The sequence below is a fragment of the Pseudomonas sp. FeN3W genome, from assembly GCA_030263805.2.
Lineage (GTDB): Bacteria > Pseudomonadota > Gammaproteobacteria > Pseudomonadales > Pseudomonadaceae > Stutzerimonas > Stutzerimonas stutzeri_G.
This window is the reverse complement of sequence record CP136011.1, coordinates 209,243-235,100: the sequence shown is the minus strand read 5'-3', so window position 1 is coordinate 235,100 and position 25,858 is coordinate 209,243. Positions and strand designations below refer to the sequence as shown.

Genomic DNA, 25,858 nt, shown 5'->3' with positions numbered 1-25,858 from the left:
CATTCGCTTATAAACGCGAACTTCTTTTCTAAAATGCAAATTTGATTGATGGAATAATTATATAGTTAAATTTCAAATTCTTTGCATATAGAAATTATCTTTATGCTGGGAACGCTCATTAAAATGGATGATGGAATATGCTTTTTAAGCCACACAAGCATTAGCTCAATAAACTCTTTACTTAGGCTTTCAAGGTCATTTAATATTCTAGCTTTGTACAAATTTTCAACTTCAATATCATTATTATAAATGGCCTGCTTGTATTGTTTGGCGAGCTGCTCGATGTATTCGCTAGTACTCGTATAACTATCATCTATTTCATTAAGCTGCTCTGCAATGTCATTAATATTATACATTATAGAGTATTGCACAAAACCATATTTATCAATATTGAATGCACTGTTTTTATTGTATCTACAGGATTCGATTGTGTTATTTAGTATGTTAATGAAATAAACGCTCGGGATGTGTTCATCATGAAATAAAAGGTTGTGTACGTCGTATATATTTCCACCGCCTTGCTCAGTTAAATAGCATGATCCGGCGAAAATTTTTGCAAGGTTATAACCACCTGCTTCAGATAGCCATAATAGTTCTTTTAAGGGGAAAGGCTTTATTCTATCTATTCGAATTCTCTGCCTGGTATCGGCCTCCATGTTATTCGCAATCGCACTTCTCATTTCCTGGATCTGTATGATTGTATTTTGATATTTATTAATGAATTTTTGAATTATAGCTCTATGATTATTACTTTTGTTATTTTCTGGTTTGGAATTACTTAACTCAATTAGGTTTGAAATACAAAATCGTGTGTACACGAAGTTAGGAGAGTTATAATATTCACCGGCAGTACGTTCAAATAGTCGACCAGTTGAATCCTTGTTAATAGTTAGTAATAAAATTCTTGATACAATATCTTTATTTATAACTTCAATTTCAGACCCAGAGTTATCTTTGAATATAAAATCTATATCTATTATTCCTTTTGATAAGCCCATGGAATCTATAATAAGATCATCCATATCGCTTGTGTTTTCAAGTAAAAAAATTGCATCTCTAGCGTAAATCTGTATTTTTCCTGATAGTATTTTAAGTGTACTTCTATTTGTAAGCTTGTGCCTTAAGTCAGAAAGATTGGATTGTGCTTTTTTTAGCCTTGCCCTAACCCTTTCACTTGTCTTTTCGAAAAATTTGTCGTATTTGGCAACAACATAATTTAGTTGTTCTGAAAAACCCATCTCTATGTAGAGTTTGTATGAATCTATAATTGCAATGCCAAATTGTGTTACTCCATCATCATCGAAAAAATTTATAACAATGTCCTCCAAAATATCAAAATATCTAGTATTGAGAAAGATTTTTCCTCTAAAAGCTAAACGCTCATACTCTCTTATTACGACGATGGGGTGGTTGTTAGAAATGGAAAGCTTTTGTTTGATATTATAACTAAATTCTTCGTAGTTCTCGGTCTTCATGGTTATTTTCTATGTGCAATTTATTTTAGCAAGCTTGCTCTGCTTTATTCGATTACAGGTTATCGTGAGAAATAAACATTGTAAATATAGGAAAGTTAAATAGCATTAGTGTATTTTGAGCAGGCTGCGGTTATAGTGGAAGGAGGCATTACATTCCTTCACGTTCTGCCATGTATCATAGTCACTAGTTATTACGGTTAACGCTAATGGACTTTGACCCAAAATCAAGTAGTCATTGGTTTCGTAGTGTGATGGTTAGACGTGGCGCGCAAAATCTGCAAGAGTCCTCCTTTCTGCTCTGTGCTTGATACGGTAGCCAAGCAGAAATTAACCTGGCTGCCATTTTCTCAAGTAAACGATTACGCCAATTTACTTCAAGCGATTAGACCGAAGCCTCTACTTCCCTGGTGTCGGCAGGCTCGGTTTTTTCGCCGAAAAGAAGTCTAATGAGCGATCCAATGGTCAGACCTTGGATGATGATCGAGCCAAGGACGATGACATAGGTGATAGGCAGGATGATGTCACGCTCTGGCCCAGCGGGCAGAGCCAGTGCTAGCGCCACGGAAATCCCTCCCCGCAGTCCTCCCCACGCAAGAACAAGCCCTGATCCTTTCTTGAACATGGGTTCGTTGCTCTTGTGTAGTCGGTTCATGACGAAGATGCCGGGCACCGCGATAGCATATCGACTCAGCAGCATGACGAAGCCAAGCGCGACAGCTGCCATTGCATGCATAAGCGTAAAGTCCACCAGGAGAAGCTCCAGGCCGATCAGGGCAAAGAGGCTGGCATTAAGGATTTCATCAATGAGTTCCCAGAACTTGTCGACATAGCGCCGTTCGGATTCGCTCATGGCAAGCGAACGCCCCTTGTTCCCGATCATGAGGCCTGCGACTACGACAACGATGGGTGCTGAAATGTGCAGGTAGCTTGCTAAGGCAGAGCCACCAAAAACCATCGCAAGCGTCAGCATGACGGTGAGCTGAGGCTCATCAATGGTCTCAATCAACTTGGTCGTTGCGTAGCCAAGCAGCAATCCGAAGACGATTCCGCCAATGGCTTCCTGTGCAAACAGCATTGAGATGGTGCCCATGGTTGGATCGGTATCCAATGTGATGAGCATCAGGATGATGCTGAAAGCGACAACAGCGGTGCCATCGTTAAAAAGGCTCTCACCCACGATGGTCATGCGAAGTGGCTTTGGAGCACCGGATGATTTCAGAATGCCCATAACAGCAATCGGGTCAGTAGGGGAGATAAGTGCCCCAAAGATAAGGCAGTACAGCAAGCTTACGTTCCACCCGATTGCTCCCAGCAAAAAGTAGGCTGCATAGCCAATGGCAAACGTCGAGACGATTACACCAATGGTCGCCAGACCTGTAATTTCAAATCGGTGTTCCTTCAAATCGTTGATATTGACATGCAAGGCGCCCGCGAACAGAAGAGCGGGAAGGAACCATTTCATCAAGATCTCGTGAAAATCGATCCCCTGAACGAGCTCCTTCAGTTCAGCCTCAACACCAGGGAAGCCCAGAAAGCTCAGCATCTGGATGCCCACGGAAAGCAGTAGCGCGTTGACCATCACACCGATTGCGGGTGGCAGCTTCATTACCTTGTAGTTTATGTACGTCAGCAACGTGGTGAGCGTGATGAACGCAGCGGCGAGATTGAGCATGATTCCTCCTGAAGATGAGCGCAGGATCATACTCAAGCCAAAAGGGTGATGTCAATTTAGTGCAATCGAATAATCAGCGGTATCAGCCGGATCTTGGTATTGGAAGATCAGGCTTCGAGCAGTTCAATGATATTGATCTCGGTCGGTGGGCGATCATCTGCGTTGTCGTCTTCGCCCATCATGCTGAGCCAAAGGCCCATGACGTGTCTGAGCCCCTTGCCATCAGCAGATTTCAGGTATTGCTTGAGCTCAGAGATTACCTCATCGTTCCGCTCGTTGATCAGCACCCACCAAAGGCGCGTATGGACTTCCTTGCACAGGATTTCTGGATCGCGTTCGCCAAGGTCGTGGCTGAGCCATATGAGTCGAGTCATGGGGTCAATTTCTTCCAGCATGCCATTGAGCTCTGAAAGCCAGTCCCACATTTGTGACTTTTCATAGAACATCATCATGTTCACGATGGTTGTAAAATCTTCCTGTGTGATTTCGATTTCATCATCTGAGCCTAAGTCAGTAACCTTGGCATTCTTAATGACATTGGATTTCATGGATTGGCCTGTAAAGGTATGTGTAATCATTAATCAACGTTGTTAAGAGTATAGCGCGATGTGCTAGAGTTTAAATATTCCATAAAGAAATCATCTGCCATGAAATATAATCTTGAACACGCCCAATACATTGGTCACCCTGTCCTATGCGTAGCCGACAGTTTTACAGAAACAGGTGATGCGTTAGTCGATATGCTCGACAAGCACTTTCCTTTTTACCCGCTTGCCCTTGGGCTGGTGAATCAAAGGCTATTAGCCATTTACCCAGACGATCCGTACGTGCGTGACAGGCATTTTTCGAAATTCATTCTTTTGACAGGTTCGGTTGCGACTCCAGAGCTCTGGCTCACCTCAGTCACCAAGGAAATGGCGGGAGCGGGGATCTTTGATAGCGAAGAGCGTCATTCAGCCTTCTTAAACGCCTTTCTGGATGAGGCGAAAGAGGGTTGCTATGCTAAGGAAGGCGTTAAGCGCTTCTATGGCGTGGGGGTTGGTGTGCTTTTCCAGAGGGTCAACACACATTTGGACGGCCTTGAAAAGGTAACAAAGGGTCGTGATGACCTAGAAGAGATTTTGCCAAAGCTATTTGTACCAAAGACTTTGGTAAAAGTCTGCTCTGCTTTTTCTATTGAAGGCTATGAGCACTTGTATGACAGATCCTCAAAGAGGAAAATCATCACAAACTCATTTGGTTTGTAGATCACTTCAATTAAAACGCTGGATAATCCTCACTAATTAATAACAATGCCGATTATGCTTAACTTGCTTATAACGAAATACACAAAACCAGAAAATCTTGTAAAAAGATTGAGTCACCACTTCAATAAACTGATTGACTCCCTGGCGGCGGGGGACAAAAACAAGGCTGACACTGTTTCCTTAAAAATTAACAGACTTTCACGAATTGAATTTAAAGAAGCCAACTTCAAAGAGTCATTGATCTATATTTACAGAAAATTCAGCATTGAGGAACTACCTGAGCCCGTATATGATTACGTAGTTAACAATCTTCCTGTTTATTATGGGGTTACATGCAGAGAGGCAGAGAGTAAAGACACAAACCTAGTCTTGGTTAAAAAAATAGTCAACGATTCTGATGTTCATTATGGGTACGGCGGATCGGATTTGCCTTATTATAGACGGCAATTTTTTCTTTTGATTAAAGGCTTAATGGAGAAAAAACATTTCGAGCCAGCATTTGTGTGCATGGATGCCATGCTGGAGTTTTCTGACCGTGATCGGCACGCATATAGAATTGCCGATATCCTCGGGAGTAAATTAATACCTTCGCTTTGGAGCTCTGAGGTCGTTGAATACCTTGTTTCAAGAGATAAACAGTTAGCCAAAGTTATCAAGGATGTGAGCTTGAGCGTCGATATGAGTCCAAGAATTGCTATGGAAGATGCGCTTCGACTGCATGCTATTGGTGCGGAAAAACTCTCTAAAGCAATTTTCTATAGAACGAAAAAATATCCAAAATCGAATGATAGAATCGATATCCTATTAAAGGCAAGCCAGACATATCGTAAAATGCCTGACTTTAATTCATGGTATGCATCAGCATCGGAAGCATTTGATAGAGACTGTTTTGAGCCAAAAGATAAACCGCTGAAGTACTACGCCTATCACTTTCTAAATACAGATTGCGATACGCTTCCATTTACTGAAAAGAAGTATTTTAGCGACTTTGATATGAATTTCCTTACGCTTTCGAACCCTCTTTTTCTGAGTGGTCTTCGCGATGCATTGAATGCGTCGCCTGAACTGATTGGCAGAGCGCATGACCTCATTTCAAAACTTGAAAGACTGGCTGTCAATAATGACGTGAAGACAGCCTTGGCTAAGGAACTGCCTCACGAACTCCTGAAATCTCACCACAGCCTTAAACGATTGCTCGTCTCGAATGATCTCTCATTATAGGTGGTGCAACCGTCAGGTCATGGTCAATCATTTCCGTGGGGTGGTGGAAGAATATCTAGTGATCTTGATTCTTGCCAGATTTCTTTAACAAAAGGATCTGAAATGGTGTACGACCCATGTCCCACCCTCATGATTAGATTTTCCGCTACTAGCGCATTAACTACAGGTTGAATTTCATCAATCTTTACCTCTCTGCCGACCGCCAACGAGTAGTCGGCAGCGGCGTCTGCTGAGAAAAGACCTTTTGCATAATCAGGTGAACCCGCCACTTTTGAAAAAATAGCAATTGCAAGACTGCCTAGCCGTTCCATTTTAAGAATTTCATTATCGGCAGTAGTCGACCTGATCGTGCTGGCGATAATTGGGAGCAGTACATCTGGATCACCTTCCTGCATGACCAGCTGCTTGATCGCCTTAATCATTTCCTCTGGCCTGTTTCCAAGGAGGTCAAAGCATTGGGAGGCGACATCAATAGATGGGAGCTTATCTTCGCTGACCTGATCAGCAACCCTGGAGAGCAGGAATTCGACGTAGTCTTTGCCAAGGAGAGGGTAGGGGATGGATGTAGCCCCTGCAAAAGCCTGATTACGCTTGGCTGTGAGCTCGCTGATTTGCGCCCGATGGGATCCAGTACCTATGAAAAGGAAATGCCCTGGCGTCGCTGGTCTTGGGTTGATGGAATCGCGCGCCGCCTTGATGGCCAGCAACAGATTTTGGCCTTCCTCAGTCGCGATGGATTGCTGGACTTCATCGATAATCAGCACCAGATCGGTCTTCGCTTGATCGACTACTTCGCGAAGCGCCTGAGCAAGGGTTGGGCCACCAGCTTTACCAATACTTTCCAGCTTAAAGCCGAATTTGAAGCCAAGCACGCCAAGATCAATGCCATTGACGCGCTTGAGCCTTTCGACTGCGGAAGAGGAGGGGCTTTGCAGATCTTCAAGCCTGGCCTTGATCGCTCGATGAACCAGCTCTGCTGGGTTGGTCAGCGTGTCGCTCCAGAGATCGACATAGATGACAATCGCGCCCATGGATTCCAGTGCAGGTATCAGGTCAGCGGTAATGAACGTCGTTTTGCCAGTTCGGCGTAAGCCTGATATGAACAGGCCAGAGCGCAGCCCCTCGTCAAGCACGCCAGGCCTCAAAAGCTGCTTTGCCATCAAGCTCGCTAACTGGGGGCGATGGAATATGCTCATGTCCGCTTACCTCAAATTAGACGTCGCTAATAATTATTGCTGTGGCATAATTTCATAAAATTGGCTGATTTTCAATGCCTGAGCCCTCAGGGCTGGAGGCCAAAGCCCGAACACCCCTTCGCTTGCCCATTTTAGGGTGTGCAATGAGATCGTTATCTACTCTACATGCGCGAATAGTCAACACCGTGCAACGATTGTTAACAGGTCAAGGGCTGTTCAAACTGTATCGAAAGCGAAGCTTTTTAAAGGAAATTCTTGTTGATATTGCTGTATACCAGGCGCCACGGCACACGAGTGTTCAGTAGGGTAAAATTGATCAACTACTTATGGCTTGCAAAAAAGCTCCAATTACATAGACTTGAGCAATTAGCTCTAATCAGGTCAGGATCAGCATGCTCTATAGAAAAGTAGCACTCTCAACCGATGACATCGAGTCGGGCCGCTTCAATCAGGTAGCCATGTTTATTCGAGATACCTGGCCTTTTGACATGAAGCCAAGTAAGACTGATGCGCTGAATATTCTGGCCCAATCTTTAGGCTATAAAGACTATGCTGAAGCTGTAGAGAATAGCTCGGATGTTGTGATTCCCGGCATATGCGATACGCACTCGATCTCTAAAAACTTTGCTGAACTAAATCTCTCCCCGCAAAATCTGCCCGATGATGAAGCTGGTCATTTAGAGCGCCTGTCTATTATTTTGGGAGTAAACAAAGGTGCAAATGATTTCGTTAAGACTTGGCCTCTAGATCTTATCAACAGATGGAATTTTGAAGGCAAAGGCTGTGTTTTAACAAGAGACATTCTCAAGGAGATTGAAGGCGTTTTCGAACAAGCATGGTGCAACAGGTCTATCAGTTCAGACTCATTTCTGACGCGTGTGGCTAATTCCCCATCTGCGGCGGTTCTATTTTCCAGATTATGTCCGAATATCTCTGTTGAAGAAATTAATGATAATAAAGTTGCGGATGTGGTGGATCAGGAGCTGGCGGAGACCGTTCTGCAAGACATAATGCCAAGTGTGTTTAGTTCTCTATTATCGGTCAATTACGGGGATATGGTGAGACTTGCTGAGGCTACCGGGATGAGTATGTCAGACCTGGTAAACCTGCCCCGCAATGAAAATGGATTCCCAAATTTGTATTCTCATCTCCGTGAATTTCTAAATAAAGACATTTTAAGAAGACCAGCAAGCTCATTGTTTCTTCGCGAACGAGATAATGAGGGTATGTACACTTCACCCCATCGTCTGCAAGACCACCCTGGAGTCGAGAAGATAGAACTTGGCTCAGAATATTTTTATTTCAGTGTTTCTCGTGACATGATCGACTCCGAAGATTTTAGAACCTATACATGGAATGGACAACTTCAAACAGCTTCAGGTGATGTTCTTGCAACAGCGTCGGGTTCATATATATCTGGATCACCAACAAATGAAGTCTCTGGATTCGAACTGGTATCAGCTGCTGATGAGACAAATGACCTTGATGTTCGAATTGTCGACGTCGTACTTTCAGCTTTTCAGGAGATGATACAGGACGTTCACGGTCAAAAAGTTGACAAAAGCATTATCAATACACAACTCATATTCCAAGACGGCAATCTGGTTACTTTAGCTCACTGGGAGCGTTCTCAGGAATCTGAAAAGGGTTCAGGGGTAAGACTTTTGGAGCTTTGCCTTTCAAGGCTTAAAAAGAAATATAAACGAAACATTCATTTGGCCTGTTTGATCCAACCATATCAATACATGGATGATGCTAGGCTCATTAAATCGCTGGATGAGCAGTTTGATAAAGACTGTAAGAAGATCACGCAAACCTTGATGTCATTGAAAACAAACCTCGCTGTCGTTGGCATTTATGCTTGCGCAGATCAATTGAAGGAGGGGCTTTCTACGTTCACTGAATATTGTGGCTCACACTTTGATTCAGAAGAGGATTGACTACTTTATATGATCATATATTTTGGTGATCCTCATGGTGAATTTCGTCATATCATTCGTGAGGTTAGGCGACAAGAGCCTGAAGCTATTGTATTGCTTGGAGACATAGAAGCGCCTCTCCCGCTTCATGTCCTGCTAAGGCCTATCTTAGATATGACAGATATCTGGTTCATCCATGGCAATCATGATACTTATCAAGAAGAGTTTTGGCATAACCTGTATGACAGCAATCTTGCGAACAAATCTCTTCACGGTAGGGTTTGTGAGGTTGATGGTCGTAGGGTCGCTGGCCTTGGTGGTGTATTTCGGCAGTCAGTCTGGATGCCCGGATATGAGAGCGCTGATGTGCAGAACTATGAGGATTATTGCAAGCAGACTCTTTTACTGAGTAAGGCACATCATGTCGCTGACAATATGAAGCTAAAGGCTCTATCGAGCATCTATCCTGACGATTATTACTCGCTTGCCATGGAAAGCGCAGAGATCCTGGTTGCTCACGAAGCACCAAGTTGTCATCCCTATGGCTTTGCTGCACTCGACGAGCTTGCTCAATCGCTTGGTGTTCAAGAAGCTATTCATGGACATCACCATGACTCGCTCGATTATCGGGAACATTGGAATCGCCTTGGATTTAGAGCGTATGGGGTTGAATTTCAGGGCTGGAAATTAGGCTGAATACCAAGCAGACAATGATTGTTAGGGGCAGAGTCACAGTATGTCCAAAAATCAGCCTTTAAGCATAGTATAGCTACAGAGCCTCCGCGCTGATGTTGACAAGCACCTTGCTGGCCAGATATCGCTCGAAGACGTTGTTTTTGCAGTCAAAAACATGCTTCTACCTAACGCTCAACTAACGAAAATCATGTTGGATAGGGCGTCTATTGCACCAGGCAATCAGACTGTTTATGAGATTCAGTACAAGTGCAGATTCAATCAGGATGCGCCAAACGACGTCATGACGCATTGTTTCATGCAGCCTGAAGCTATTTTGGCTATGACGTCTATCAGTGCGTTGCTTGAAGGAAAGGCGACCCGAAAACATGTCATTGATGCCATCACGATGATGTGGAGGCCTGCCTACGCAGAATGGCTTTCCGAGTTCATGAGCAGGCTAAGTGATAAGGCATGTGTCCACTTTCTTCTGGAAACTCCGCTCAAAGATACTGGGAAGCTAAACGTAGCGGAGATAAGGCGTGGGGCTTTGAGTGTAATCAGGGAAGATCGCAGCCATGGCCTTGTCCTGGCTGCGGTTGAGTTGAAAAAGCTGCCAGCGCTCTATGAAATGACGCGCTGGGAGGCGTGTCAGAGGGCCGGGAATCGCGCCGAGCGAACCAAAATGCTCGATGTCGACTTTGAGCTTTAGCTGGACTAGAGAAGGCTGCATGATCTTGGGTAATTTTCTTAATCGGCATTTTCCCGGCATATCTAATGCTTGAGCCTCATGACTGGTTTTGCCAGGCTCCTTCCCACTTTTGAATAGATGATCTTTCGAGTACAGAGTAGGGCTGCGCCAGAGTAAGCTTCTCAAGGGCTATCCGCCGCGATGAATACGCATCCTTGATGCCCTCGACCTCTAGTTGCGCAAGGCTTTTGGCTTGTTCTGTGATGAAAAAATAAGGGTCAAATCCACCGCCTGGGATTGTGAATTTACAGCTTTGTCCGCTGATTTGGCCGAGATAGCTGTAAACCTTGCCATCTTGAACGAATCCTAGCCTAACCTCCCACACCAAGGGAGTGCCAGCTGGTACATGCCCTTTCTCAAGCTCATGCTTTCTAAATTTGATGTCTACCCATGGTTGTCCATCGACAACCAGAATGGTGTCTTCGACCAGCTTGTTCTCACCCGCTGCAATCGCCTTGTGGACAATGATGTCATCAGGGATGCTCATGATTTCGGGCAAATCATCACCAGACTCAATGGCAAGACCCTTTGGGCCGAATCTGGCAAATTCTCGGCGCTTGATTTCACTGGAAGTGGTCAAAACAATTTTGCTCAGATCTGGTAGCTGCACGATGCGTCCTTCGTCATTTTGCGTGTAGGCTTATGATGAACATTGAGCATGCACTCGTCAATTGATATGCAACGAAAACATGGTTATGATCACTGCATGCACGAGGATCTGATATGAGCGTTGAGATTGAGAGAAAATTCCTGATTCCAGAGTTGCCCAACCTAAGCAGCTACCCTTCAAAATACATTGCTCAGGGCTACCTTAATTCCGATCCCGCCAGAGCGGTAAGGATCAGAATCAGCGACAGCGATGCCTTCATTACGGTCAAGGGAATTGGTAACGAAACAGGGGTCAGTCGTTACGAGTGGGAAAAACCTATCGATCTGAACGATGCGCGCGTCATGCTCGCCATGTGTGAGAAGGGCAAAATCGAAAAAACCCGTTACCTCGTTCCATGTGGCCGACATGTCTATGAGATCGATGTCTTTGCCGGTGAGAATGAAGGGCTTGTCATCGCAGAGGTAGAGCTTGAGCAGGAGGATGAGTATTTTGAGCGCCCATCCTGGCTTGGTGTAGAGGTGACAGGGGATGCAAGGTACTACAATTCAAGTCTATCAAAATTTCCTTTCTCGACCTGGTGATCTATCAATTGCGCGGAGTACTCCATCCAGAGCGCGTAGCGTTTGGGTGGAGGTGAAAGCGCCAGCGCGGTAACGCGCTCGGGCTCTTGATTCTTCTCATTTACAAGCCCCGCTTAGATCACTATACTGTACAGGCATACAGGGAAAAAGTCCATGCAGTTAACCGAGCGCATCCTGATCAAGCGCAATGATCCGAATTTCAAATCGGTTGCTCACTTGTGTCGTTCGGCGAAAACCCTTTTCAATTGTGGAAATTATCTGATTCGGCAGGCTTTTCTTGCCGGTGATCGGTTTGGCTGGATGCAGGCTGATCTCGCATTGAAGCAAGGTGCGCACGCACATCCTGCTTACCAGGCCATACCAAATGCCATGAGCCAGGCCGTATTGCGCAGGCTGGGCCAGGACTGGAAAGGCTACTTTGCAGCCTTGCGTGAATGGAAGAAAAACCCCACCCGTTTCAAGGCTAAACCCCGCTTGCCTGGCTACGCCAGGCAAGCCAAAACGGCCTCAATGCCGTTTCAGCATTTAAGCTGTAGAGATGGCCAAATCCATTTCCCAAGTAAGACGGGGCTTGCGCCTGTAAAGGTTCGCTGCTGTGTCGACCAGGCACTCAAAGCAAAAGGCGCTGACCAGATCATTCAAGAGATCCGCTTCGTGCCCCATGGCAGCTGCTATTGGCTTGAAGTGGTATATGAGAATACTGCTATACAACAAGGAAAAGGCTCAATTCTCCTTGATCGAAACAAACACCTTTCCATCGACTTGGGTATCGACAACCTTGCTACACTGATCTCCGACCAGCCGGGTTTTCGCCCTGTTCTGGTCAATGGCAAGGCCATCAAGTCAGTCAATCACCTGTACAACAAGGACGCGGCGGTGTTACGCAGCAAGGGACATGGGCAAATACTCAAGCACAAGGCGGTGAGCCGCTTCTGCTGGATGAACGACCACCTGCACCGAGTCAGCCATTTCGTGATCGACCAATGCTTACAGCACGATATCGGTCGCATTGTGGTCGGCCTGAATCCTGACTGGAAACAGGGCGTTGGCATCGGTAAGGTCAATAATCAGAAGTTCGTCAGCATCCCGCATGCGCGCCTGATCGAGCAGATCAGATACAAGGCCGAGGTCTATGGAATCGAGGTGGTTGTCAGGGAGGAAAGCTACACCTCCAAGGCATCAGCCCTGGATCTGGATCGAATCCCGACCTATGGGCTGGCAGGAACTCGCAGCTTTACAGGAAGGCGATTGAAACGCGGCCTGTATCAGAGCAGCACAGGTTTATTGCTGAACGCTGATGTAAACGGCGCCTTGAATATTTTACGAAAAGAAATCGGTGATAGCTTCATGAAGTCGGTAGCCGATGAGGGTCTTGTCTTCAGGCCCAGACGAGTCACATTAGGATGACTCGCTTAGAAGTAGAAAACCTTGCGACTGTTTATCGCTCTGGATTTTCTACAAGCCCCCACTATAGCGCGATAGCGTTTAGTGGCGGGTAGTTGACACGGAATGGCGTGGCCAGGGCGACCTTAGAGCCTACGTACTTGTTCAATTTCTTCCCTTGATTCTTGTCCCCATACTAATTAGCAAAAGCAGTGCGGATTTTTTGAAGTCAAAAACGATTTGGCTTGTGATTACTTACTACGCGCTTGCTAAATTGTGTGAGCACTGGGATGCGGAAATGTACGAGCTGTTCCTCTATATCAGTGGCCACTCCGTAAAGCACCTGGTGGCGGCGCTAGGCGCTTACATTGTGTATCTTCAATACAAGCGCGACTTCAAATCGAGCAGAATGATGGGATTGGATCCGCAGTGTGCTCGTTCTGTCGCGTGAAAGCGACTATCGGTTAGCAACGATTACTCTGAGGTCTGCGTTAAACTAGCTCAAGGGAAACCTATGGATAGTCGCAGTCTTGGAGGCGCGTTATGGATTTAGAGCGATTAGAACTCGCCACAAAGAGGCTTGAGGCCCTGCTTGAAAAACGCGAAGTGTTCAAGCCAGCTGCGGCTACACCGCCCGTTTCTACGAATCGTTATCGGGTGCGCGGTGAGATGAGTCAATCCAAGCGGGCGCGGGTTAGCAAGCAGCTTAAGGTCGCGCCTACACGCGAACCTGACAACGAACGCTTGATTCAACCCCTGTTCGAGCAGGAGCCTTCACTGCTGTTCACGCCGAACCTGCTGAGTGGCGGCTTGCTTGCTGATTCAATTTTCACGCAAGTCCCACTGCCTTCGTGGCGAAAGCCAGACTTTGTATACCTGAGCACCGAAGCCAACCGGATAAAAATAACGCTTGTAGAGATTGAAAGCTCAAAGCGACGGATTTTCCTGCATGGCTGGAAAGCCGGTTCGAAGTTCTACTATCGATGTGAAGAGGGCATCGATCAGGTTAGGCAGTGGAAAAAAGACCTTGGCGCCACCCATAAGAGAACTACGCTGCTCAGCACCTTCGAGGGTCTTCTCAACGATTATCCGTATCCAATTTTTGATCAACATGGCGAGCTGTCGTCTGCGATTGAACTCAGTATCGATTACGTGTTGATCATCGGTGAAGATCAGCCTACAACGCCTGAGCACTGGTCTCTAATCGACAAGCTGTATCGAGAAGAGGGCATCGTTTTACTCTCCTATCCCATGCTCATCGATGCGGCAAAGAAAATGCCGGTGTTGCGCAACATGCTCAAGCTTTCCTGCAAGAAAGGGCTGGTTGTTCAGACGTTGCATGCCCCTGACTCCTTGCCAGGGTCATCCATAAGCGATGTAACGCACGCAATCTCGATGCGAGCTCTTGGCAAAGGCTCTCCTTTTCTCATGCCTGGTAGCACCTCATTTACCAGTAGCCAGATGGCACGGAGGATCCTTTACCGCTCGGAGGGTAAATGCGAGTACCCTGGGTGTCAGCACTCGCTGGAGGACTCCGGCAGCGCTCTGTGCTTCAGCTTGCTCTACAGGGTCATTACCGATGATTTGCACCCTCAAGAGCTGGTCGACTGGCGTCGAGTCGGTCTGTTTTGTGAAAATCATGCGGTATCAGCGGCCTATGAACCTAAAACGCAGCGGATGTACAGGACTGACCAGCAGCCTCATCCTCTCCAGGAAGCATTTTGTAAAATAGGTGGGTATCGCGTCGACCTTGATATCGCATCAGGCGCTTTCATTGATCAGCATTGGGACAGCGTCCATCGAGATAAATGTCAATCCTTGGGCTTACATCCTGTTTTCAACGAGAGCCTATTCTTCGAAACGCTCACTTTTCTAAAGCGGCTATCTGCTCTGCCTTCTGCCGTGCGGGTTAGTTTGGCAAGAATCGCGACAACAAACAGCGTAAAACGTCATCAGCAAGCCAAGGTCGGCGCGCTTCATCTGGGGCTTTTGCTGCGTTTCGGGTTGGTCAGGATTGCTGAAGGGAAGGGTGGCTCCGTTATTTTGGCTGATGGTGTGCCATTCGGACTCTACGATCAGCTTGTTCGGCTCCATGGAGATGAACAGGCTAGTAGGCTACTGTGGGACATTTGCACTGGAAGGATTGGTGTCGGGACAAGATTCAAGACAAACACGGCAAGCTCAACTTAAAACCGAGCAAGTATACTGATGATGCGTGAACTTCATGGTCATTATCGGTGTTCACTAGTTGCAAGTAAAACGTATGCTCTGTATTATGCATGGCGCCAAACTAACATCAGGGGTCAAGGAATGAAAATCGGTCTAATTGCGGCTAGTTTATGCGTAGCGTTTGTGTTGTCTGGCTGCGATAACATCAAGTCCTATAACTTGCAAAAGGATCTGGGTAAGCATATTTCTGCTTGTGCTAATAAGAACACCGTGGATTGCACAAATGAGGCAATCGACCTTAGCATCACGGCCCTTGAACTTACGACCAATGGACTCGACCAGATCGCTGACACCTTTACATCACAAGGATTGCCTGAGGAGTTTAGCGAGGTTTTTGTTGAGAGGTATAACGAAGTTATTGACGAAAAAGTCGATGAGTTTGAAAGCAAAAGACCCTGGTTCTTCAAGCGCTGGTTCATGGGTGACTCGAAGCCAAGTGATAAAGTCGTTTTCGACATGGTGGCAATTCAAAACGACTTTTTGAGAGTTACGCCTGGCATTTTGCAGGAGCTGGTTGATGATGATGTCATGCCAGAAGAAGCCAGAATCATGATGCTGAAGCTCTATCTTGCCAGCATGAATATGCCTAAAGACATCCGTGCAGAATTCGAGCGAGCCTTGAATCCAACCGCTCATGCTGCTAAGTCTTTTGCTGAGCTATTGGGCCAAGACACCCTGGAAAGTGACCCCATCGAACAGGTAGCTCAGGTATCCGAAACAGCACATGTCTCGGTAAATTCGAAGGATGAATTAATCAAGCGCAGTTTTAATGCATACCTGACCAATGCGTTAAGCGCCGAGGATGCAGGGACGGAGTATGAAGAGGCGCGACAAGTGCTTCATATCGATCTCGATGGCAATGGCCTTGAAGACGCCGTCGTTTTGTATACCATCGAAGGGGAGGGTGGCGTTAACGGATCTCACCAGATGTTGTCGGTTCTGATTAACAATGGAAGTGACTTCACTCACGCCTACGCAAATTACGCTCCAATCACAGATAAGATTGAGAGCAAGGGTGAAGGCGTGGTTGCTCTTTCAACCCTCCAGCATGGGCCTGATGACCCGCAGTGCTGCCCAAGCGAAACAGTAGAACTGAGCTATCTCTGGACGGGCTCTGAGCTCAAAGAGGCGCCGTCGACCTGATCGAAGATTCAGAGGAATGACAAAAAGGGGCTGATGCCCCTTTCCCGCATTAGAACGCAATTTGTCATCGGTTACACAGACTGTTACGCTCCTTAAAGGATGAGCTATTCTCTGTCTAAAATACTACATTTAGGCTCTAAGCTTAATCGCAAGCATGACCACTTGATGCCACTTCCTCAGGGTTAGCACATCAAAAGGGACTGACAAGGAGAGGAGTGATTTAGATTTGTTCGTTAGCAAAGGCTCTCGTAGAGTCAGCGCACTTGATCTGGCTCAGCTAGAGCAATAACTCTCTGATAAATTGGGATTGCCGGTTCAAGTAATCACTGTAGAATCTACTTATGGAGAACGGTGGGCCAAAACTTATAGCGAGGCTATCCCGTTGTGAAGTTGATCCAATCAGTTCTTCCAATTAAAATTTCGTAAAATCCATCTTCACCTTGACAATATAAGAGATATAAAATGCCTTACATTCATGTAATTGAAGGAAAATCTGCTTCAATCAGTTCAAGCGATCCCTATGAAGTACGCAATTCCGTCACTGATCTCGAAGCCTATAAGGCTCTGGTAGCCAAGGCTTATCATCGAGGAGTCAAGGTAGCAGTAACCCCTAACAATGATGACAGCGAGGTCGTTTTCCTAGTGGGCAAAGACCTCTATCGCTATAAGCACATTTTCCAAGGATGCACGGTCACGCTTGATGGAAAGGCTACGGCGGATGAGCTTGATTTCGTCAGCGAGGTCTTTTCAGAGCTGGAAGTTATTTTAAATGAATTAGGTCTTGAGTTTGTAGTAGATCAGGGCATTGTAGTCTCTCAATTTGATTGATGATAATTAGTTCAGTTAAGAAGTAAAGGCGAACAATCCTCGGCCTGAGCAAAGATATTTCATGTTGAGCTTAAGCAAACCCAGCTTTTCAGTTGCAGCTTCGCGCCGCATGATATCCCGCTGGCTCAACACTATTGAGGCTGGCAAAGCTCTTATCGCTCAAGGCTGCGCCGTTCGTCGGAAATCAGGCGGCCATGATGTCTGGTTTTCGGTCGAAAATCGGATCGACAGTCCAATTTATACGTGTCTTTATGGATTTGGACGGATGTGTTTGGACGTCATCGGAAATCCCCCGTTGAAGTACAGTGGTGAACAATTGCACACCAGGCCTGAAGGTTAACATCAAGGATGGGTCTTTACAGGCGCCGATAGCTGGATATAGTACCCCCTATCCAGAACGAACCATTCCAGGGGTGTACCAATGAACTTCAATGCTGCCATTATTTATTGCGAACAGAATCCTGACAAAAAGCTTTATGCCATGAGCCTTGACCTTGTTGGAATGTTGTCAATTTACTCACTGGAGAACGTTAGACTGGAAGATGGGAAAGCCCAGATGATGTTCATGGAGGCTGTAGGCGAAGTGTTTGATTGCATGGCATTTGAAAACGAACATGACCTGGAGCAGGCTGCTGAGATGTGTGAAGAGCTTGTTTTTTTTCATGCTGATGAGATGGAAAGTACGGAAGATGATTTCCTAGGATTTCTGACTGAGAAGTTTCCGAGTCTATTGAATCACTCAAAAACCAAAGAGGACTTCGTTCTACACGCGGTGTACTATATTCAAGCATTTAACCTTGATTCATGGAAGGAATGGAGGGGATGGGATCTAGTGCAATTCAAACTTCAATGAAATTGCAAGAAGAAATTATCCTTCATTCCATGAAATCATTTAGGAGTCCATCGAGTAGCTTCTCACCTGGCTTCTCAATTTCGCCACTTAAAGCTCGTAGAAATTCATCTGGATCAACGTCATCCCATCTGACAATAACACCCATGCGCTGGCACAGGTTTTGTACTACAAGCATCATTGTTCGCCCATTTCCATCAAGGAATGGGTGACCATAGGCAAAATATCCAATGATTTCTCCCAGACGATCTCTGAGCTCAATGCTGTGTGCCAGGTTCAGGCCGTACTCAATCGACCTACGACATTCCGAGGGCGGCGCAAAAATCGTGTGGTCGGTTGATGCCGGCGACCCTTTGGTGATGACCTTCCAAGGCGCAGTCTGTAATCGATCCTGCCCGGCCCACGGGTAGAGACTACCAAAGATGATCTTGTGGACATCCAGATACTGCTCGTAGCCGATACGTGCATGTTTATCAAGAAATTGGACGGCCAAACCAATGCTAGAAGCGAATGCTACGTGTTCTAGCGATTTGATGATGTCGGAATCTTTGATTTCGAACCTGTTGCGCAGGTAACCCCTTTCATTGAAGTCATCGAATGGGTCGAAGGGCTTTGTGTTTGAGGGTGGTTTTTTGAGCGCCTGCCTGGCTAGGATCCTTTTGTACTGCATGCTCACGACATTTTCTGGACTGAGTAAGCCTTTGTGAGCCAGTTTGGTCATCAGATTGGCGGTGAGATCGAGCTCGACATCATCCCCAGCCAGTCGAGTGATTGTTGTGGCCATCGAAGACAGGTCATCTTGCTTGCATGTAATGCCTTTGCTATGAGCTAGAGAGGTGATGTACAGATCGATTTCTCCAGCGGCCATGTTGGTCTCATTCATGGTAGGCCCAGGTTTCTAGCTTTTTCAAACCCAGTGTCTCTCTAATCGACCACTAATAGCGCAATGGCTGTTAGTCAGTGTAGGCCTGTGCGTTTTTTCATAGTTCCAGGTATGCACGTTGCATTGTACTCAAGAGACATTGTTGCTTCTCTCTCGATGGCATCAAATACTGAAACGAGATTCGGGTGTTTTTCTCTCAGCGACCTAATCAGCTGCAAAAGCTCAACGGCTTGCTCATCAGACATTTGAATGTCGACATAAACAATAGTGTCGTCTGGCAAGGTCATAGCCGATCCTTCAAGCGTGTGTAGGTTAGGTTAAACCAGAATATGAAGAAAACGCCAGAAAAAATGTGGAAAGCGACCACTATCGCTATTCACAAAAATGATTACTGAGAGCTTTCAATGTGATATTATTGTGCAATAAAGTAATTAAGCATAACTCAGTTGAAAGGATAAACCCTGTCATCTGAGATCTAAATAACACACTCGTGGCCAAAGGTTTCTATATGAGTTTTCCTCTAGATATCGCACTTATCGAAAGCTTGCTTGCTGATAACACTGTATTGACACAAAGACTTTGCGAGCTTCAAGATGGAATAGATGATACAGATGCCGTTGAAACACTTCGTAGACTGGGAGTCATCAGCGGGCGACTGGGCTTGTTGTTTTCATGCAATTACATTCCTCAGCTGGAGGGCGCAATTGAAGACGAGTCTATTGAAGATTTACAGGATTTCATTGGTGCATCTTCTGAATATCAATACCAGGTATCTGCGTTTTTAGACGAAATAGAGAAAACTCGACATGAATAAAAAAAGAATGAACTCGCTGATTTCCAAGCGATTTGATCAGAAGGTCGACCAATCTGAGAAAGCAACAGTCAAAGTCGCTAACGTTGTCGTAGAACGACTTGGTGATGTTTTCGACCAGGATCAGGCTAAGGGCTTTATTGGGTTCGCAAAAGATCGATCTATTCACAGCAAAATTGTCGACTACGCCGATAACAAACGTATTTTAGATAAACTCCATGATGCCACTGTAGACAATTACTTCGTTAAGAAAATTGGTTTAAGTCAATTCATTTCGAGAGCGGGTGAGAGTGATAGAGCATCCGCCGCACTTGGTTTTGCCAGAATTTTTGGAGGCAAAGCCCTTTTTACGATCCTTGTAGCCGGAGCGGGTGTAGGCCCAATCGGAAGATATGTGGCTGATCACGCTAATGAAGGCTTTATCGGCCAAATGAACTCGACGTTGCAAATGTTCATGGGTGGCCCTGAGTCTCATATTTTCACCACTTCCATTTTAGCTGTCTCTTTCGCGGCAACATTATTCCTAGGAAAGTCGCTCTACACAAATTGGTCATACAGGGGCGCGGTTAACTTTGAGCGCGACAGGGTCAATCATCTTGCTGAAAACCTTAATGAACAGGGTTTTGTTAGTAAGATATTGAACTTTTTCAGGTCTAATTACGAAGCCGAAAAAGAAATGTCAAAAGAGATTCATGCACAGCTCGTTAATATGAAAGAGCAAGGCGTTTCAACCACAGATATGATCCGCCATTTAAAAAGTGAAGATATGGAGATATATCGCCATGTCAATAGAACGGCGTTAAAGCTTCAGGAGGATTACCGTGTCGAACCTTTCATTAGCCATCAGCATGCGTTGAATATGCTTATTGAAGTTAACGGCGACACAAATCTTTTGACTGCGAGATTGCAAAGCAGGCGGATCTCAAAGGAATGGATTACCAAGTACGATTTGGATCGAAATACTGTTCACCCTACGGCGCCAAAGCCTTCGAAAATAGAGCAAGCCAGACAGAGCGATGATGTACTGATTAATGTGAAGACAAAATAGGCTGTGGGTATGGATAATGCGTTCAATACGCTCGCCATGCCTGGCGTTGATAGTTTTGTGAGCCAAGATGTCGTGCTATTGAATGAAAGTCATAGATCCTCTTCGCATCACTCTGATCTGAATAAAAAACTAAACGCCATGAGAGGCTTTAAAAATGATAGGGCTTCCACGCTCATTATTGGTAAATGGTAACATATTTCGCTTACCAAACTTGACGTTAGTAATCTCGACAAAAGGCTCACCACCAATAGACCCAGGCGAATAAAGCGGGATGACAATTTTGAGCTGGCGATCAGAAAACTTTGAGAGTACAGCAAAATCCTTGATCTTCAACTTAATTTCATCAGATTTCTAAGATATTCAGAGAGCCATCGCCTGATCAAGAAGAGCAGTTTTCACGAAGTTATCGTTTGGCATGAGATTAAGCAAGACATCGGGAGGATAGATCCCCAAAAGAACCTTCTTTCGGGCTTCGCTTCTCATTAACGGCACTACTTCATCTGGCTGAAAGTTTGAGATGAAGGCATTTAGGTAGGCATTTAAATCATCATTTTTTTGGTTTTTCATCCGCATCTTAATGGCTTCTACCAAGGACTTAGGTTTTTGCTTATAGCTCGGCCACAATCCTTCCGCAACGGCTTTCCTTACAACATGTTCTCTTCCGAATCTGGCCAGATAATGAGCGTTGTCTGGTTTATTCATTAACCCTTCAAGCAGGCAATGGTCATCAACAACAGCGGGGTTTGGAACATGCAATATAAAACGAACATCAAGCTTTACCATTACATTAGCGAGCTCTTCATCAATGATCAGCCCAGCTCCCGGCGTAACGCCTATATGAAACCCTGCATCATTGCCAGCTCTAAATACATTAAGGACTAACTCCTTGGTGATGAATACAGGGTGCACGGCGCTGAAAGACATACGTCCTTCAATCAAAAGATATTCAACCAATTCAGGGTACGGCCAAGAAGTGATTTCGCCTGGGGCATCTACTTTCTCGCAAATCCTGTGCTTTTCCATATTGATCATTTCGGCGGTGAGATGATCAGGTGGTATCCTCTTGAAGCCCGAGTGTGATCTTGCCAATAGCTCTGCGACAGGCTTCTTCTTTGTTTCCGGGATCGAGTTGAATTCACGACCAAGCATGCTGATTTCTGTCTCATATTCCTCGACAGATTTCATCGCCTCAAGCTCATCGAGTATGTCATTTACACCCATGTGAACCCCGTAATAGTTTCAGAATAAAAGCTATGCCCACTACCGATAGCTCATTATCTCATTGGCATAAACTGGAAACAACAATGGTTTCGCATCGAGATGCTAGCCCTTGAGCAAACCAGGGTGCTTGACTAGAAAAAGTTTTTGCTGTAATTAATTAAACTGTTCTGATAATACAAAAATACCATTGGCACAATGAGCTCATAAGATGAAATTTGGTTATCACATCACACCACTCAAAAATCTATCTAAAATAGCCCAAGCTGGATTAGAGCCTAGAATAGGTGATAGATCATCAAGATTAGGTGAAGTCGAGCCAGGAGTCTATTTATTTCATTCAAAAGAAATGTGCGAAGACGCATTGATGAACTGGATGGCCGATGAATTTACTGACGAAGAGATTGTTATACTGAAAGTAAATCTTACTGGCTTGAGTACAAGAATTGGAGCCGACTACGAGATAATAATAACGTCAAGGATCGATAATAGGCGCATTTCGGCTGTTTACGATGAAAAATGGGGGTTAATATCAGGACACATGTTAGGCTGCGAACGATCTATTGAAGCAGAGGACGGCACAAAGCTTGATTAAAAGTCAACTTTTCTGACTTCTTCCCGGTTACTCTTTTCATCTGATTAACATGACTTTTTTCGAATCTTTAACGATCACATGGTCTCTTGCTATCATCCGCAAAAGCCCAGGAGGTCGCTCACGATGAAAAAAGAGCTAAGGCAACTCGGAAAGGATCTGCAATTTCGTTTCGGTCACGATGATACAGACGGTGCATCGATTACAGTCGAGCGCGGCACATCAATGGTCTTAGAGGGTAGCCTTGACCCTGATGAACTTCTGTCATTCTTCAGGGCAGATCACAGCCTGTTCAGCAATTATTTACAGGTACTGGCGACTACTCACCAGCCCTCAACACCTGAGCTAGTGCAACGCCTTGTCATAAGAGAGCCTGATGTTCATACGTTGATAGAAGAAGTCAGGACATGGATCCGGCAGGAAGATGTCGCGATGAACGCGCATTTTGAGAACTTCAAGGGCGACAATCCTTTCACCATGGATTTTTTCGTCAAGCCCATTGATGTCACTCATTTCAAGCTGGTTATCGACATAGTGACTGACACCCCAAGCATCGAATCCATGCTTTGGGAGCGTAGGGAGTTCGAAACGACTGAGCCAGAGATACTGATGATGGGGATTGTCGGCGTCAGTCCAAATCTTGGCGAGATTTTCCACATGGGGGAATCTTATAACCCGATACAGCCAATAGATCATCCGCTTGCCATCTACCATCCTGAGCGAGCAAAGGTCACTCGCACTTTCATCAAGAAAGGTTACATTACACCTTCATCGTTGACGGGCGATGATGAAGGCAAGGGACAAAGACGTTTGGTGGTCGAAATGGGGGATATACTCTCGTATCTACCACTGAAGTACCGGGCACGCGACGACTCTGGAAAGATTTCATTTCTAACTCGCAACGAGCTCCAGCTGGGTTACTACCACCATCAGTTCGTGGCCAAGGGCCGGCAGATTTTTGATATCAACAAAAACTTGACCGCCATGTTCAAGGAAACCGACGTCAATGACGTACCGGTTAGCCAGATCAACACACCCTATCCTGCTTTCTATGTTCATTTTGGGAGACAGGAAGACATGCCACTGAAAGAAGGTTGGCACGTTGAGGGAGCTTATGTGATGCACATGCCTGAGCATAAGATTCTACAGATGATGATCACCTGTGTACCTGATCAGCTTGAGCAATCCTGGTACTGGCCACAGGATCCAGACCCTTGCTACTTCCTGACGATTGGTGAGGATCTGTATGACAAGACGTTTGGCGAGGCTTTGACCGAATCCTACGAAAAAAAGCGTACGAGCCTTCAGAATGAAATCGATCACCCGATACCGGATCGTATGCAGATGGTTCCTGATGGAATGGGTGGGCAAAAGAAGGTGGTGGTGGCTTCAAACAGCCACAAGCGCGCGATGGTCGAGAAGCAGATGATCGAGGCCTTCCATGAGGTCGCTGACAAGGCATTGAGGCTTGTGGTCAACAGTCTGTGCTATCTCAGCAGTTATCCTGAAGAGATCGAGAGGGTTTGGCCTGGCATGCCCAAGCACGTCCAGGCGAATGTGAGGGATAAAGCCAAAGGCAACAAGAAGAAGATGGAGTCGCTTCTTGAAAAGATGGGCTACCGTCCTCTGCATTTCTGCGGCCTTAAGTTCGTTCAGGAAAATGCCGTCACGATTGGGAATTGCGAGGCGGGTAGGCGGCAGCATTGGCTTCGTGGCCATTGGCGTAACCAGCCCTATGGCGAAGGGCGTCAGAATTACCGTTTGCGATGGATACAGCCAATGCTCGTCAACAAGGAAAATGACTCGAAGCTCTTGGGAGGGCTTTACCTGACGGATTGATGGGAAGATGTGTGCGGCGCTTTATGCGCCGCGCATAGGCTCCATAAATAGTTGACTATTTACCAAGAATGAAGTATAGGTGAAAGAAGAAGCAAAGGGGTATTGGGTTATGAAAAACGCTAGCTATGCTGATCTCATAAAAGCAAAGCGCAGTCTTCAAGAAAGAAAAGAGCAGGCAATTAGAAATATGTCAGCAGAAGATTGGGTAGTCGCCAAAGAAAATTTTGATCGAGCGGCAGCCGAAGGCCGGCTTCCACCCAAGATTAAATCCCGCCGCAGCTTCAAGGATTGTGGATTTGGCATCTGAATTGATTGATGAAGCTCGTTATTTAGCTAATCGGAACGATTTTTTAAAGCTTCTGAAGCGAGTATATGCTGATCAAAATGTGGCTGAACTTGTCCATAATCTAAATCTAATTTTGGTTGGTGGTCAAGCGCTAGCTGTTTGGCATTATCAGTATTTCTCAACCAGCAATCCTATGGATGTGCATTACAGCTTCAGCGATGATGTTGACTTCTTTGGTCTGAAACTGTCTTTAGAGTTTCTCCGAAAAAAGTTAAACGTCCATATCAAAACGCCTGAAGATTTCGAGCCGACTGTTAATCTGGGTATATTCACCATTCCCTCGATATACAATGATAACGGATATATTCTTGTAGATATTATCGAGTCAGTCGGCGGGTTAGAGGTAGCTGAGATAAAAAACGGAACAGAGATTGTTACCATTGATGATTTTGATCTGCCTCTTATAAATCCGCTTCTGTGTCTAAAGTCGAGAATACATAATTTTTTCGCCCCTTATAAATCAGACAAACTAAAAGAGTTGTATCGAATTGATATTGCAGCAAGATGTTGCAAAGCCTTTATTCGAGAAGAGCTTGATAGGGGTTGGACAAGCGAAATTTCAAAAATGGTAGAGACTGTTTTTGGCATATGCAAAAGCATTAAAGGCTGCGAACTTTACTTAAAGCATAAAATTGACGTTATGGAGGCTATAGATTTTACGCATCCTAATTTCCATAAATCATTTATTGAAAAAAGGTTTCCAAGAGCATTAATGGAAATTCAAGAAAAAAGGGCGAAGAGGGAGGCCCATCTGAAGCGATTCGGAAACTTCAATGTATATAGCAAAAATGAATTAAATCTGTCTAAAGCTGCGATTAGATTCAACAAATTGACAGAAAACAATGGATCACATCCTAAGCCTGATTTTAATCAAACCATTTCACCGACTGAGGTGATTTATTTTAATAAAGAGATCGGCGATGGTTTCGAGCCATGATTTTCTAGATGGTATCGTTTTTCTGTAGCATTGAGATTCTTCAAATATAGCGCAAGTTGAGTTGGAATTTAAAGAAGGTTTCAGGCGGTGAAAAGACAATAATATAATTCTAATCACTCGTGTAAAGTTCAATTCTCCTGGGTATATACACGATCAATGAACTTCAATGTAAATTATGAGAGTTGGGGTATGGTTATAAAAGACTTTCTTCAGAAAAACCAAAAAGCCGCAAAGGCGATGGAGCGTTTAGCAGAATTTAAAAAGGAAGGCTATCCGCTTATTGCTGAAGATTTAACTCCTGCTAAAAACAGTAATGAAAAGAAAAAAGGAAAAATTAGAAACAGACTCCCTAATTAGTTAACTTATGAAGTGATTGAGCTCTCAAAAGACTTAGCCAAGATCCTGAG

Annotated in this window: 28 protein-coding genes; 19 read left to right on the top strand and 9 right to left on the bottom strand. The window is 45.2% G+C overall.

Annotated elements, in window-relative coordinates:
- Positions 1-65: 65 nt before the first annotated feature.
- The 3 genes from P5704_024760 to P5704_024750 all read right to left on the bottom strand — a co-directional run bounded on the left by P5704_024760 (position 66) and on the right by P5704_024750 (position 3,695).
- Complete coding sequence (locus P5704_024760; GenBank protein ID WOF82010.1) at positions 66-1,475, bottom strand: hypothetical protein; 1,410 nt, start codon at positions 1,473-1,475, stop codon at positions 66-68.
- 382 nt (positions 1,476-1,857) lie between these two features.
- Complete coding sequence (locus tag P5704_024755; GenBank protein WOF82009.1) at positions 1,858-3,147, bottom strand: sodium:proton antiporter; 1,290 nt, start codon at positions 3,145-3,147, stop codon at positions 1,858-1,860.
- A gap of 107 nt (positions 3,148-3,254) precedes the next feature.
- Positions 3,255-3,695: a hypothetical protein gene (locus tag P5704_024750; protein ID WOF82008.1), complete on the bottom strand. Its 441-nt coding sequence runs from the start codon at positions 3,693-3,695 to the stop codon at positions 3,255-3,257.
- A gap of 99 nt (positions 3,696-3,794) precedes the next feature.
- Here P5704_024750 and P5704_024745 point away from each other — a divergent pair, with 99 nt between their 5' ends.
- Positions 3,795-4,394: a hypothetical protein gene (locus tag P5704_024745; protein ID WOF82007.1), complete on the top strand. Its 600-nt coding sequence runs from the start codon at positions 3,795-3,797 to the stop codon at positions 4,392-4,394.
- A gap of 54 nt (positions 4,395-4,448) precedes the next feature.
- On the top strand, positions 4,449-5,615 hold the full coding sequence (locus P5704_024740; protein ID WOF82006.1) for a hypothetical protein: 1,167 nt from the start codon (positions 4,449-4,451) through the stop codon (positions 5,613-5,615).
- 23 nt (positions 5,616-5,638) lie between these two features.
- Here the strand turns inward: P5704_024740 and P5704_024735 are convergent, their stop codons facing one another.
- Positions 5,639-6,811, bottom strand: coding sequence for an ATP-binding protein (locus P5704_024735; protein ID WOF82005.1), 1,173 nt, complete (start codon positions 6,809-6,811; stop codon positions 5,639-5,641).
- A gap of 392 nt (positions 6,812-7,203) precedes the next feature.
- On the opposite strand from P5704_024735, the gene P5704_024730 reads away from it, so the two are divergent.
- The 3 genes from P5704_024730 to P5704_024720 all read left to right on the top strand — a co-directional run bounded on the left by P5704_024730 (position 7,204) and on the right by P5704_024720 (position 10,114).
- Positions 7,204-8,751 carry a hypothetical protein gene (locus P5704_024730; protein ID WOF82004.1) on the top strand — a complete coding sequence of 516 codons (1,548 nt, stop codon included), beginning with the start codon at positions 7,204-7,206 and terminating at the stop codon, positions 8,749-8,751.
- A 9-nt stretch (positions 8,752-8,760) separates the two neighbouring features.
- Positions 8,761-9,426 (top strand): metallophosphoesterase, encoded by a 666-nt coding sequence (locus tag P5704_024725; GenBank protein WOF82003.1) that lies wholly within the window; start codon positions 8,761-8,763, stop codon positions 9,424-9,426.
- A 187-nt stretch (positions 9,427-9,613) separates the two neighbouring features.
- Positions 9,614-10,114 (top strand): hypothetical protein, encoded by a 501-nt coding sequence (locus P5704_024720; GenBank protein ID WOF82002.1) that lies wholly within the window; start codon positions 9,614-9,616, stop codon positions 10,112-10,114.
- Positions 10,115-10,190: 76 nt separating this feature from the next.
- On the opposite strand, the gene P5704_024715 is transcribed toward P5704_024720, so the two are convergent.
- The gene (locus P5704_024715; GenBank protein WOF82001.1) at positions 10,191-10,763 is read right to left on the bottom strand and encodes a non-canonical purine NTP pyrophosphatase; all 573 of its coding nucleotides are present in this window, start codon (positions 10,761-10,763) and stop codon (positions 10,191-10,193) included.
- Between the two features lie 113 nt (positions 10,764-10,876).
- Between P5704_024715 and P5704_024710 the strand changes: the two genes are divergently transcribed.
- From P5704_024710 to P5704_024680, 7 genes are all read left to right on the top strand, one after another.
- The gene (locus tag P5704_024710) at positions 10,877-11,344 is read left to right on the top strand and encodes a CYTH domain-containing protein (GenBank protein ID WOF82000.1); all 468 of its coding nucleotides are present in this window, start codon (positions 10,877-10,879) and stop codon (positions 11,342-11,344) included.
- Positions 11,345-11,497: 153 nt separating this feature from the next.
- Complete coding sequence (locus P5704_024705) at positions 11,498-12,751, top strand: transposase (protein WOF81999.1); 1,254 nt, start codon at positions 11,498-11,500, stop codon at positions 12,749-12,751.
- Positions 12,752-12,974: 223 nt separating this feature from the next.
- Positions 12,975-13,178: a hypothetical protein gene (locus tag P5704_024700; GenBank protein ID WOF81998.1), complete on the top strand. Its 204-nt coding sequence runs from the start codon at positions 12,975-12,977 to the stop codon at positions 13,176-13,178.
- A gap of 92 nt (positions 13,179-13,270) precedes the next feature.
- A complete protein-coding gene (locus P5704_024695; GenBank protein ID WOF81997.1) occupies positions 13,271-14,917 on the top strand; it encodes a DUF4263 domain-containing protein in 1,647 nt (548 codons plus the stop codon).
- A gap of 120 nt (positions 14,918-15,037) precedes the next feature.
- Positions 15,038-16,099, top strand: a complete 1,062-nt coding sequence (locus P5704_024690) for a hypothetical protein (GenBank protein ID WOF81996.1) — start codon at positions 15,038-15,040, stop codon at positions 16,097-16,099.
- A gap of 462 nt (positions 16,100-16,561) precedes the next feature.
- A complete protein-coding gene (locus P5704_024685; protein WOF81995.1) occupies positions 16,562-16,927 on the top strand; it encodes a hypothetical protein in 366 nt (121 codons plus the stop codon).
- A 421-nt stretch (positions 16,928-17,348) separates the two neighbouring features.
- The gene (locus tag P5704_024680; GenBank protein ID WOF81994.1) at positions 17,349-17,780 is read left to right on the top strand and encodes a hypothetical protein; all 432 of its coding nucleotides are present in this window, start codon (positions 17,349-17,351) and stop codon (positions 17,778-17,780) included.
- Positions 17,781-17,802: 22 nt separating this feature from the next.
- On the opposite strand, the gene P5704_024675 is transcribed toward P5704_024680, so the two are convergent.
- The gene (locus P5704_024675) at positions 17,803-18,660 is read right to left on the bottom strand and encodes a Fic family protein (protein ID WOF81993.1); all 858 of its coding nucleotides are present in this window, start codon (positions 18,658-18,660) and stop codon (positions 17,803-17,805) included.
- Positions 18,661-18,734: 74 nt separating this feature from the next.
- Positions 18,735-18,947, bottom strand: a complete 213-nt coding sequence (locus tag P5704_024670; GenBank protein ID WOF81992.1) for a hypothetical protein — start codon at positions 18,945-18,947, stop codon at positions 18,735-18,737.
- Positions 18,948-19,168: 221 nt separating this feature from the next.
- Here P5704_024670 and P5704_024665 point away from each other — a divergent pair, with 221 nt between their 5' ends.
- On the top strand, positions 19,169-19,474 hold the full coding sequence (locus P5704_024665; protein WOF81991.1) for a hypothetical protein: 306 nt from the start codon (positions 19,169-19,171) through the stop codon (positions 19,472-19,474).
- Entirely contained in the window at positions 19,467-20,519 is a 1,053-nt protein-coding gene (locus tag P5704_024660) for a hypothetical protein (GenBank protein ID WOF81990.1), read from the top strand. The genes P5704_024665 and P5704_024660 overlap by 8 nt, the downstream gene beginning before the upstream one ends.
- Positions 20,520-20,648: 129 nt before the next feature.
- On the opposite strand, the gene P5704_024655 is transcribed toward P5704_024660, so the two are convergent.
- Together P5704_024655 and P5704_024650 are read right to left on the bottom strand one after the other, a co-directional pair.
- Positions 20,649-20,852, bottom strand: coding sequence for a hypothetical protein (locus P5704_024655; protein ID WOF81989.1), 204 nt, complete (start codon positions 20,850-20,852; stop codon positions 20,649-20,651).
- 27 nt (positions 20,853-20,879) lie between these two features.
- Positions 20,880-21,740 (bottom strand): hypothetical protein, encoded by an 861-nt coding sequence (locus tag P5704_024650; protein WOF81988.1) that lies wholly within the window; start codon positions 21,738-21,740, stop codon positions 20,880-20,882.
- A 208-nt stretch (positions 21,741-21,948) separates the two neighbouring features.
- Between P5704_024650 and P5704_024645 the strand changes: the two genes are divergently transcribed.
- The 5 genes from P5704_024645 (at position 21,949) to P5704_024625 (ending at position 25,808) form a co-directional block, all read left to right on the top strand.
- On the top strand, positions 21,949-22,332 hold the full coding sequence (locus tag P5704_024645) for a hypothetical protein (protein WOF81987.1): 384 nt from the start codon (positions 21,949-21,951) through the stop codon (positions 22,330-22,332).
- A 123-nt stretch (positions 22,333-22,455) separates the two neighbouring features.
- Positions 22,456-24,168 carry a hypothetical protein gene (locus tag P5704_024640; protein WOF81986.1) on the top strand — a complete coding sequence of 571 codons (1,713 nt, stop codon included), beginning with the start codon at positions 22,456-22,458 and terminating at the stop codon, positions 24,166-24,168.
- A gap of 79 nt (positions 24,169-24,247) precedes the next feature.
- Entirely contained in the window at positions 24,248-24,475 is a 228-nt protein-coding gene (locus P5704_024635) for a hypothetical protein (GenBank protein WOF81985.1), read from the top strand.
- A complete protein-coding gene (locus P5704_024630) occupies positions 24,465-25,451 on the top strand; it encodes a hypothetical protein (GenBank protein WOF81984.1) in 987 nt (328 codons plus the stop codon). The genes P5704_024635 and P5704_024630 overlap by 11 nt, the downstream gene beginning before the upstream one ends.
- Before the next feature lie 156 nt (positions 25,452-25,607).
- The gene (locus P5704_024625) at positions 25,608-25,808 is read left to right on the top strand and encodes a hypothetical protein (GenBank protein WOF81983.1); all 201 of its coding nucleotides are present in this window, start codon (positions 25,608-25,610) and stop codon (positions 25,806-25,808) included.
- Positions 25,809-25,858: the final 50 nt, after the last annotated feature.

What these genes read in the sequence shown, in the direction of transcription:
- P5704_024760 (WOF82010.1), bottom strand. Translation starts at nt 1,475, where the DNA reads ATGAAGACCGAGAACTACGAAGAATTTAGTTATAATATCAAACAAAAG.
- P5704_024755 (WOF82009.1), bottom strand. Translation starts at nt 3,147, where the DNA reads ATGCTCAATCTCGCCGCTGCGTTCATCACGCTCACCACGTTGCTGACG.
- P5704_024750 (WOF82008.1), bottom strand. Translation starts at nt 3,695, where the DNA reads ATGAAATCCAATGTCATTAAGAATGCCAAGGTTACTGACTTAGGCTCA.
- P5704_024745 (WOF82007.1), top strand. Translation starts at nt 3,795, where the DNA reads ATGAAATATAATCTTGAACACGCCCAATACATTGGTCACCCTGTCCTA.
- P5704_024740 (WOF82006.1), top strand. Translation starts at nt 4,449, where the DNA reads ATGCTTAACTTGCTTATAACGAAATACACAAAACCAGAAAATCTTGTA.
- P5704_024735 (WOF82005.1), bottom strand. Translation starts at nt 6,811, where the DNA reads ATGAGCATATTCCATCGCCCCCAGTTAGCGAGCTTGATGGCAAAGCAG.
- P5704_024730 (WOF82004.1), top strand. Translation starts at nt 7,204, where the DNA reads ATGCTCTATAGAAAAGTAGCACTCTCAACCGATGACATCGAGTCGGGC.
- P5704_024725 (WOF82003.1), top strand. Translation starts at nt 8,761, where the DNA reads ATGATCATATATTTTGGTGATCCTCATGGTGAATTTCGTCATATCATT.
- P5704_024720 (WOF82002.1), top strand. Translation starts at nt 9,614, where the DNA reads ATGTTGGATAGGGCGTCTATTGCACCAGGCAATCAGACTGTTTATGAG.
- P5704_024710 (WOF82000.1), top strand. Translation starts at nt 10,877, where the DNA reads ATGAGCGTTGAGATTGAGAGAAAATTCCTGATTCCAGAGTTGCCCAAC.
- P5704_024705 (WOF81999.1), top strand. Translation starts at nt 11,498, where the DNA reads ATGCAGTTAACCGAGCGCATCCTGATCAAGCGCAATGATCCGAATTTC.
- P5704_024695 (WOF81997.1), top strand. Translation starts at nt 13,271, where the DNA reads ATGGATTTAGAGCGATTAGAACTCGCCACAAAGAGGCTTGAGGCCCTG.
- P5704_024690 (WOF81996.1), top strand. Translation starts at nt 15,038, where the DNA reads ATGAAAATCGGTCTAATTGCGGCTAGTTTATGCGTAGCGTTTGTGTTG.
- P5704_024685 (WOF81995.1), top strand. Translation starts at nt 16,562, where the DNA reads ATGCCTTACATTCATGTAATTGAAGGAAAATCTGCTTCAATCAGTTCA.
- P5704_024680 (WOF81994.1), top strand. Translation starts at nt 17,349, where the DNA reads ATGAACTTCAATGCTGCCATTATTTATTGCGAACAGAATCCTGACAAA.
- P5704_024675 (WOF81993.1), bottom strand. Translation starts at nt 18,660, where the DNA reads ATGAATGAGACCAACATGGCCGCTGGAGAAATCGATCTGTACATCACC.
- P5704_024670 (WOF81992.1), bottom strand. Translation starts at nt 18,947, where the DNA reads ATGACCTTGCCAGACGACACTATTGTTTATGTCGACATTCAAATGTCT.
- P5704_024665 (WOF81991.1), top strand. Translation starts at nt 19,169, where the DNA reads ATGAGTTTTCCTCTAGATATCGCACTTATCGAAAGCTTGCTTGCTGAT.
- P5704_024660 (WOF81990.1), top strand. Translation starts at nt 19,467, where the DNA reads ATGAATAAAAAAAGAATGAACTCGCTGATTTCCAAGCGATTTGATCAG.
- P5704_024650 (WOF81988.1), bottom strand. Translation starts at nt 21,740, where the DNA reads ATGGGTGTAAATGACATACTCGATGAGCTTGAGGCGATGAAATCTGTC.
- P5704_024645 (WOF81987.1), top strand. Translation starts at nt 21,949, where the DNA reads ATGAAATTTGGTTATCACATCACACCACTCAAAAATCTATCTAAAATA.
- P5704_024640 (WOF81986.1), top strand. Translation starts at nt 22,456, where the DNA reads ATGAAAAAAGAGCTAAGGCAACTCGGAAAGGATCTGCAATTTCGTTTC.
- P5704_024625 (WOF81983.1), top strand. Translation starts at nt 25,608, where the DNA reads ATGAACTTCAATGTAAATTATGAGAGTTGGGGTATGGTTATAAAAGAC.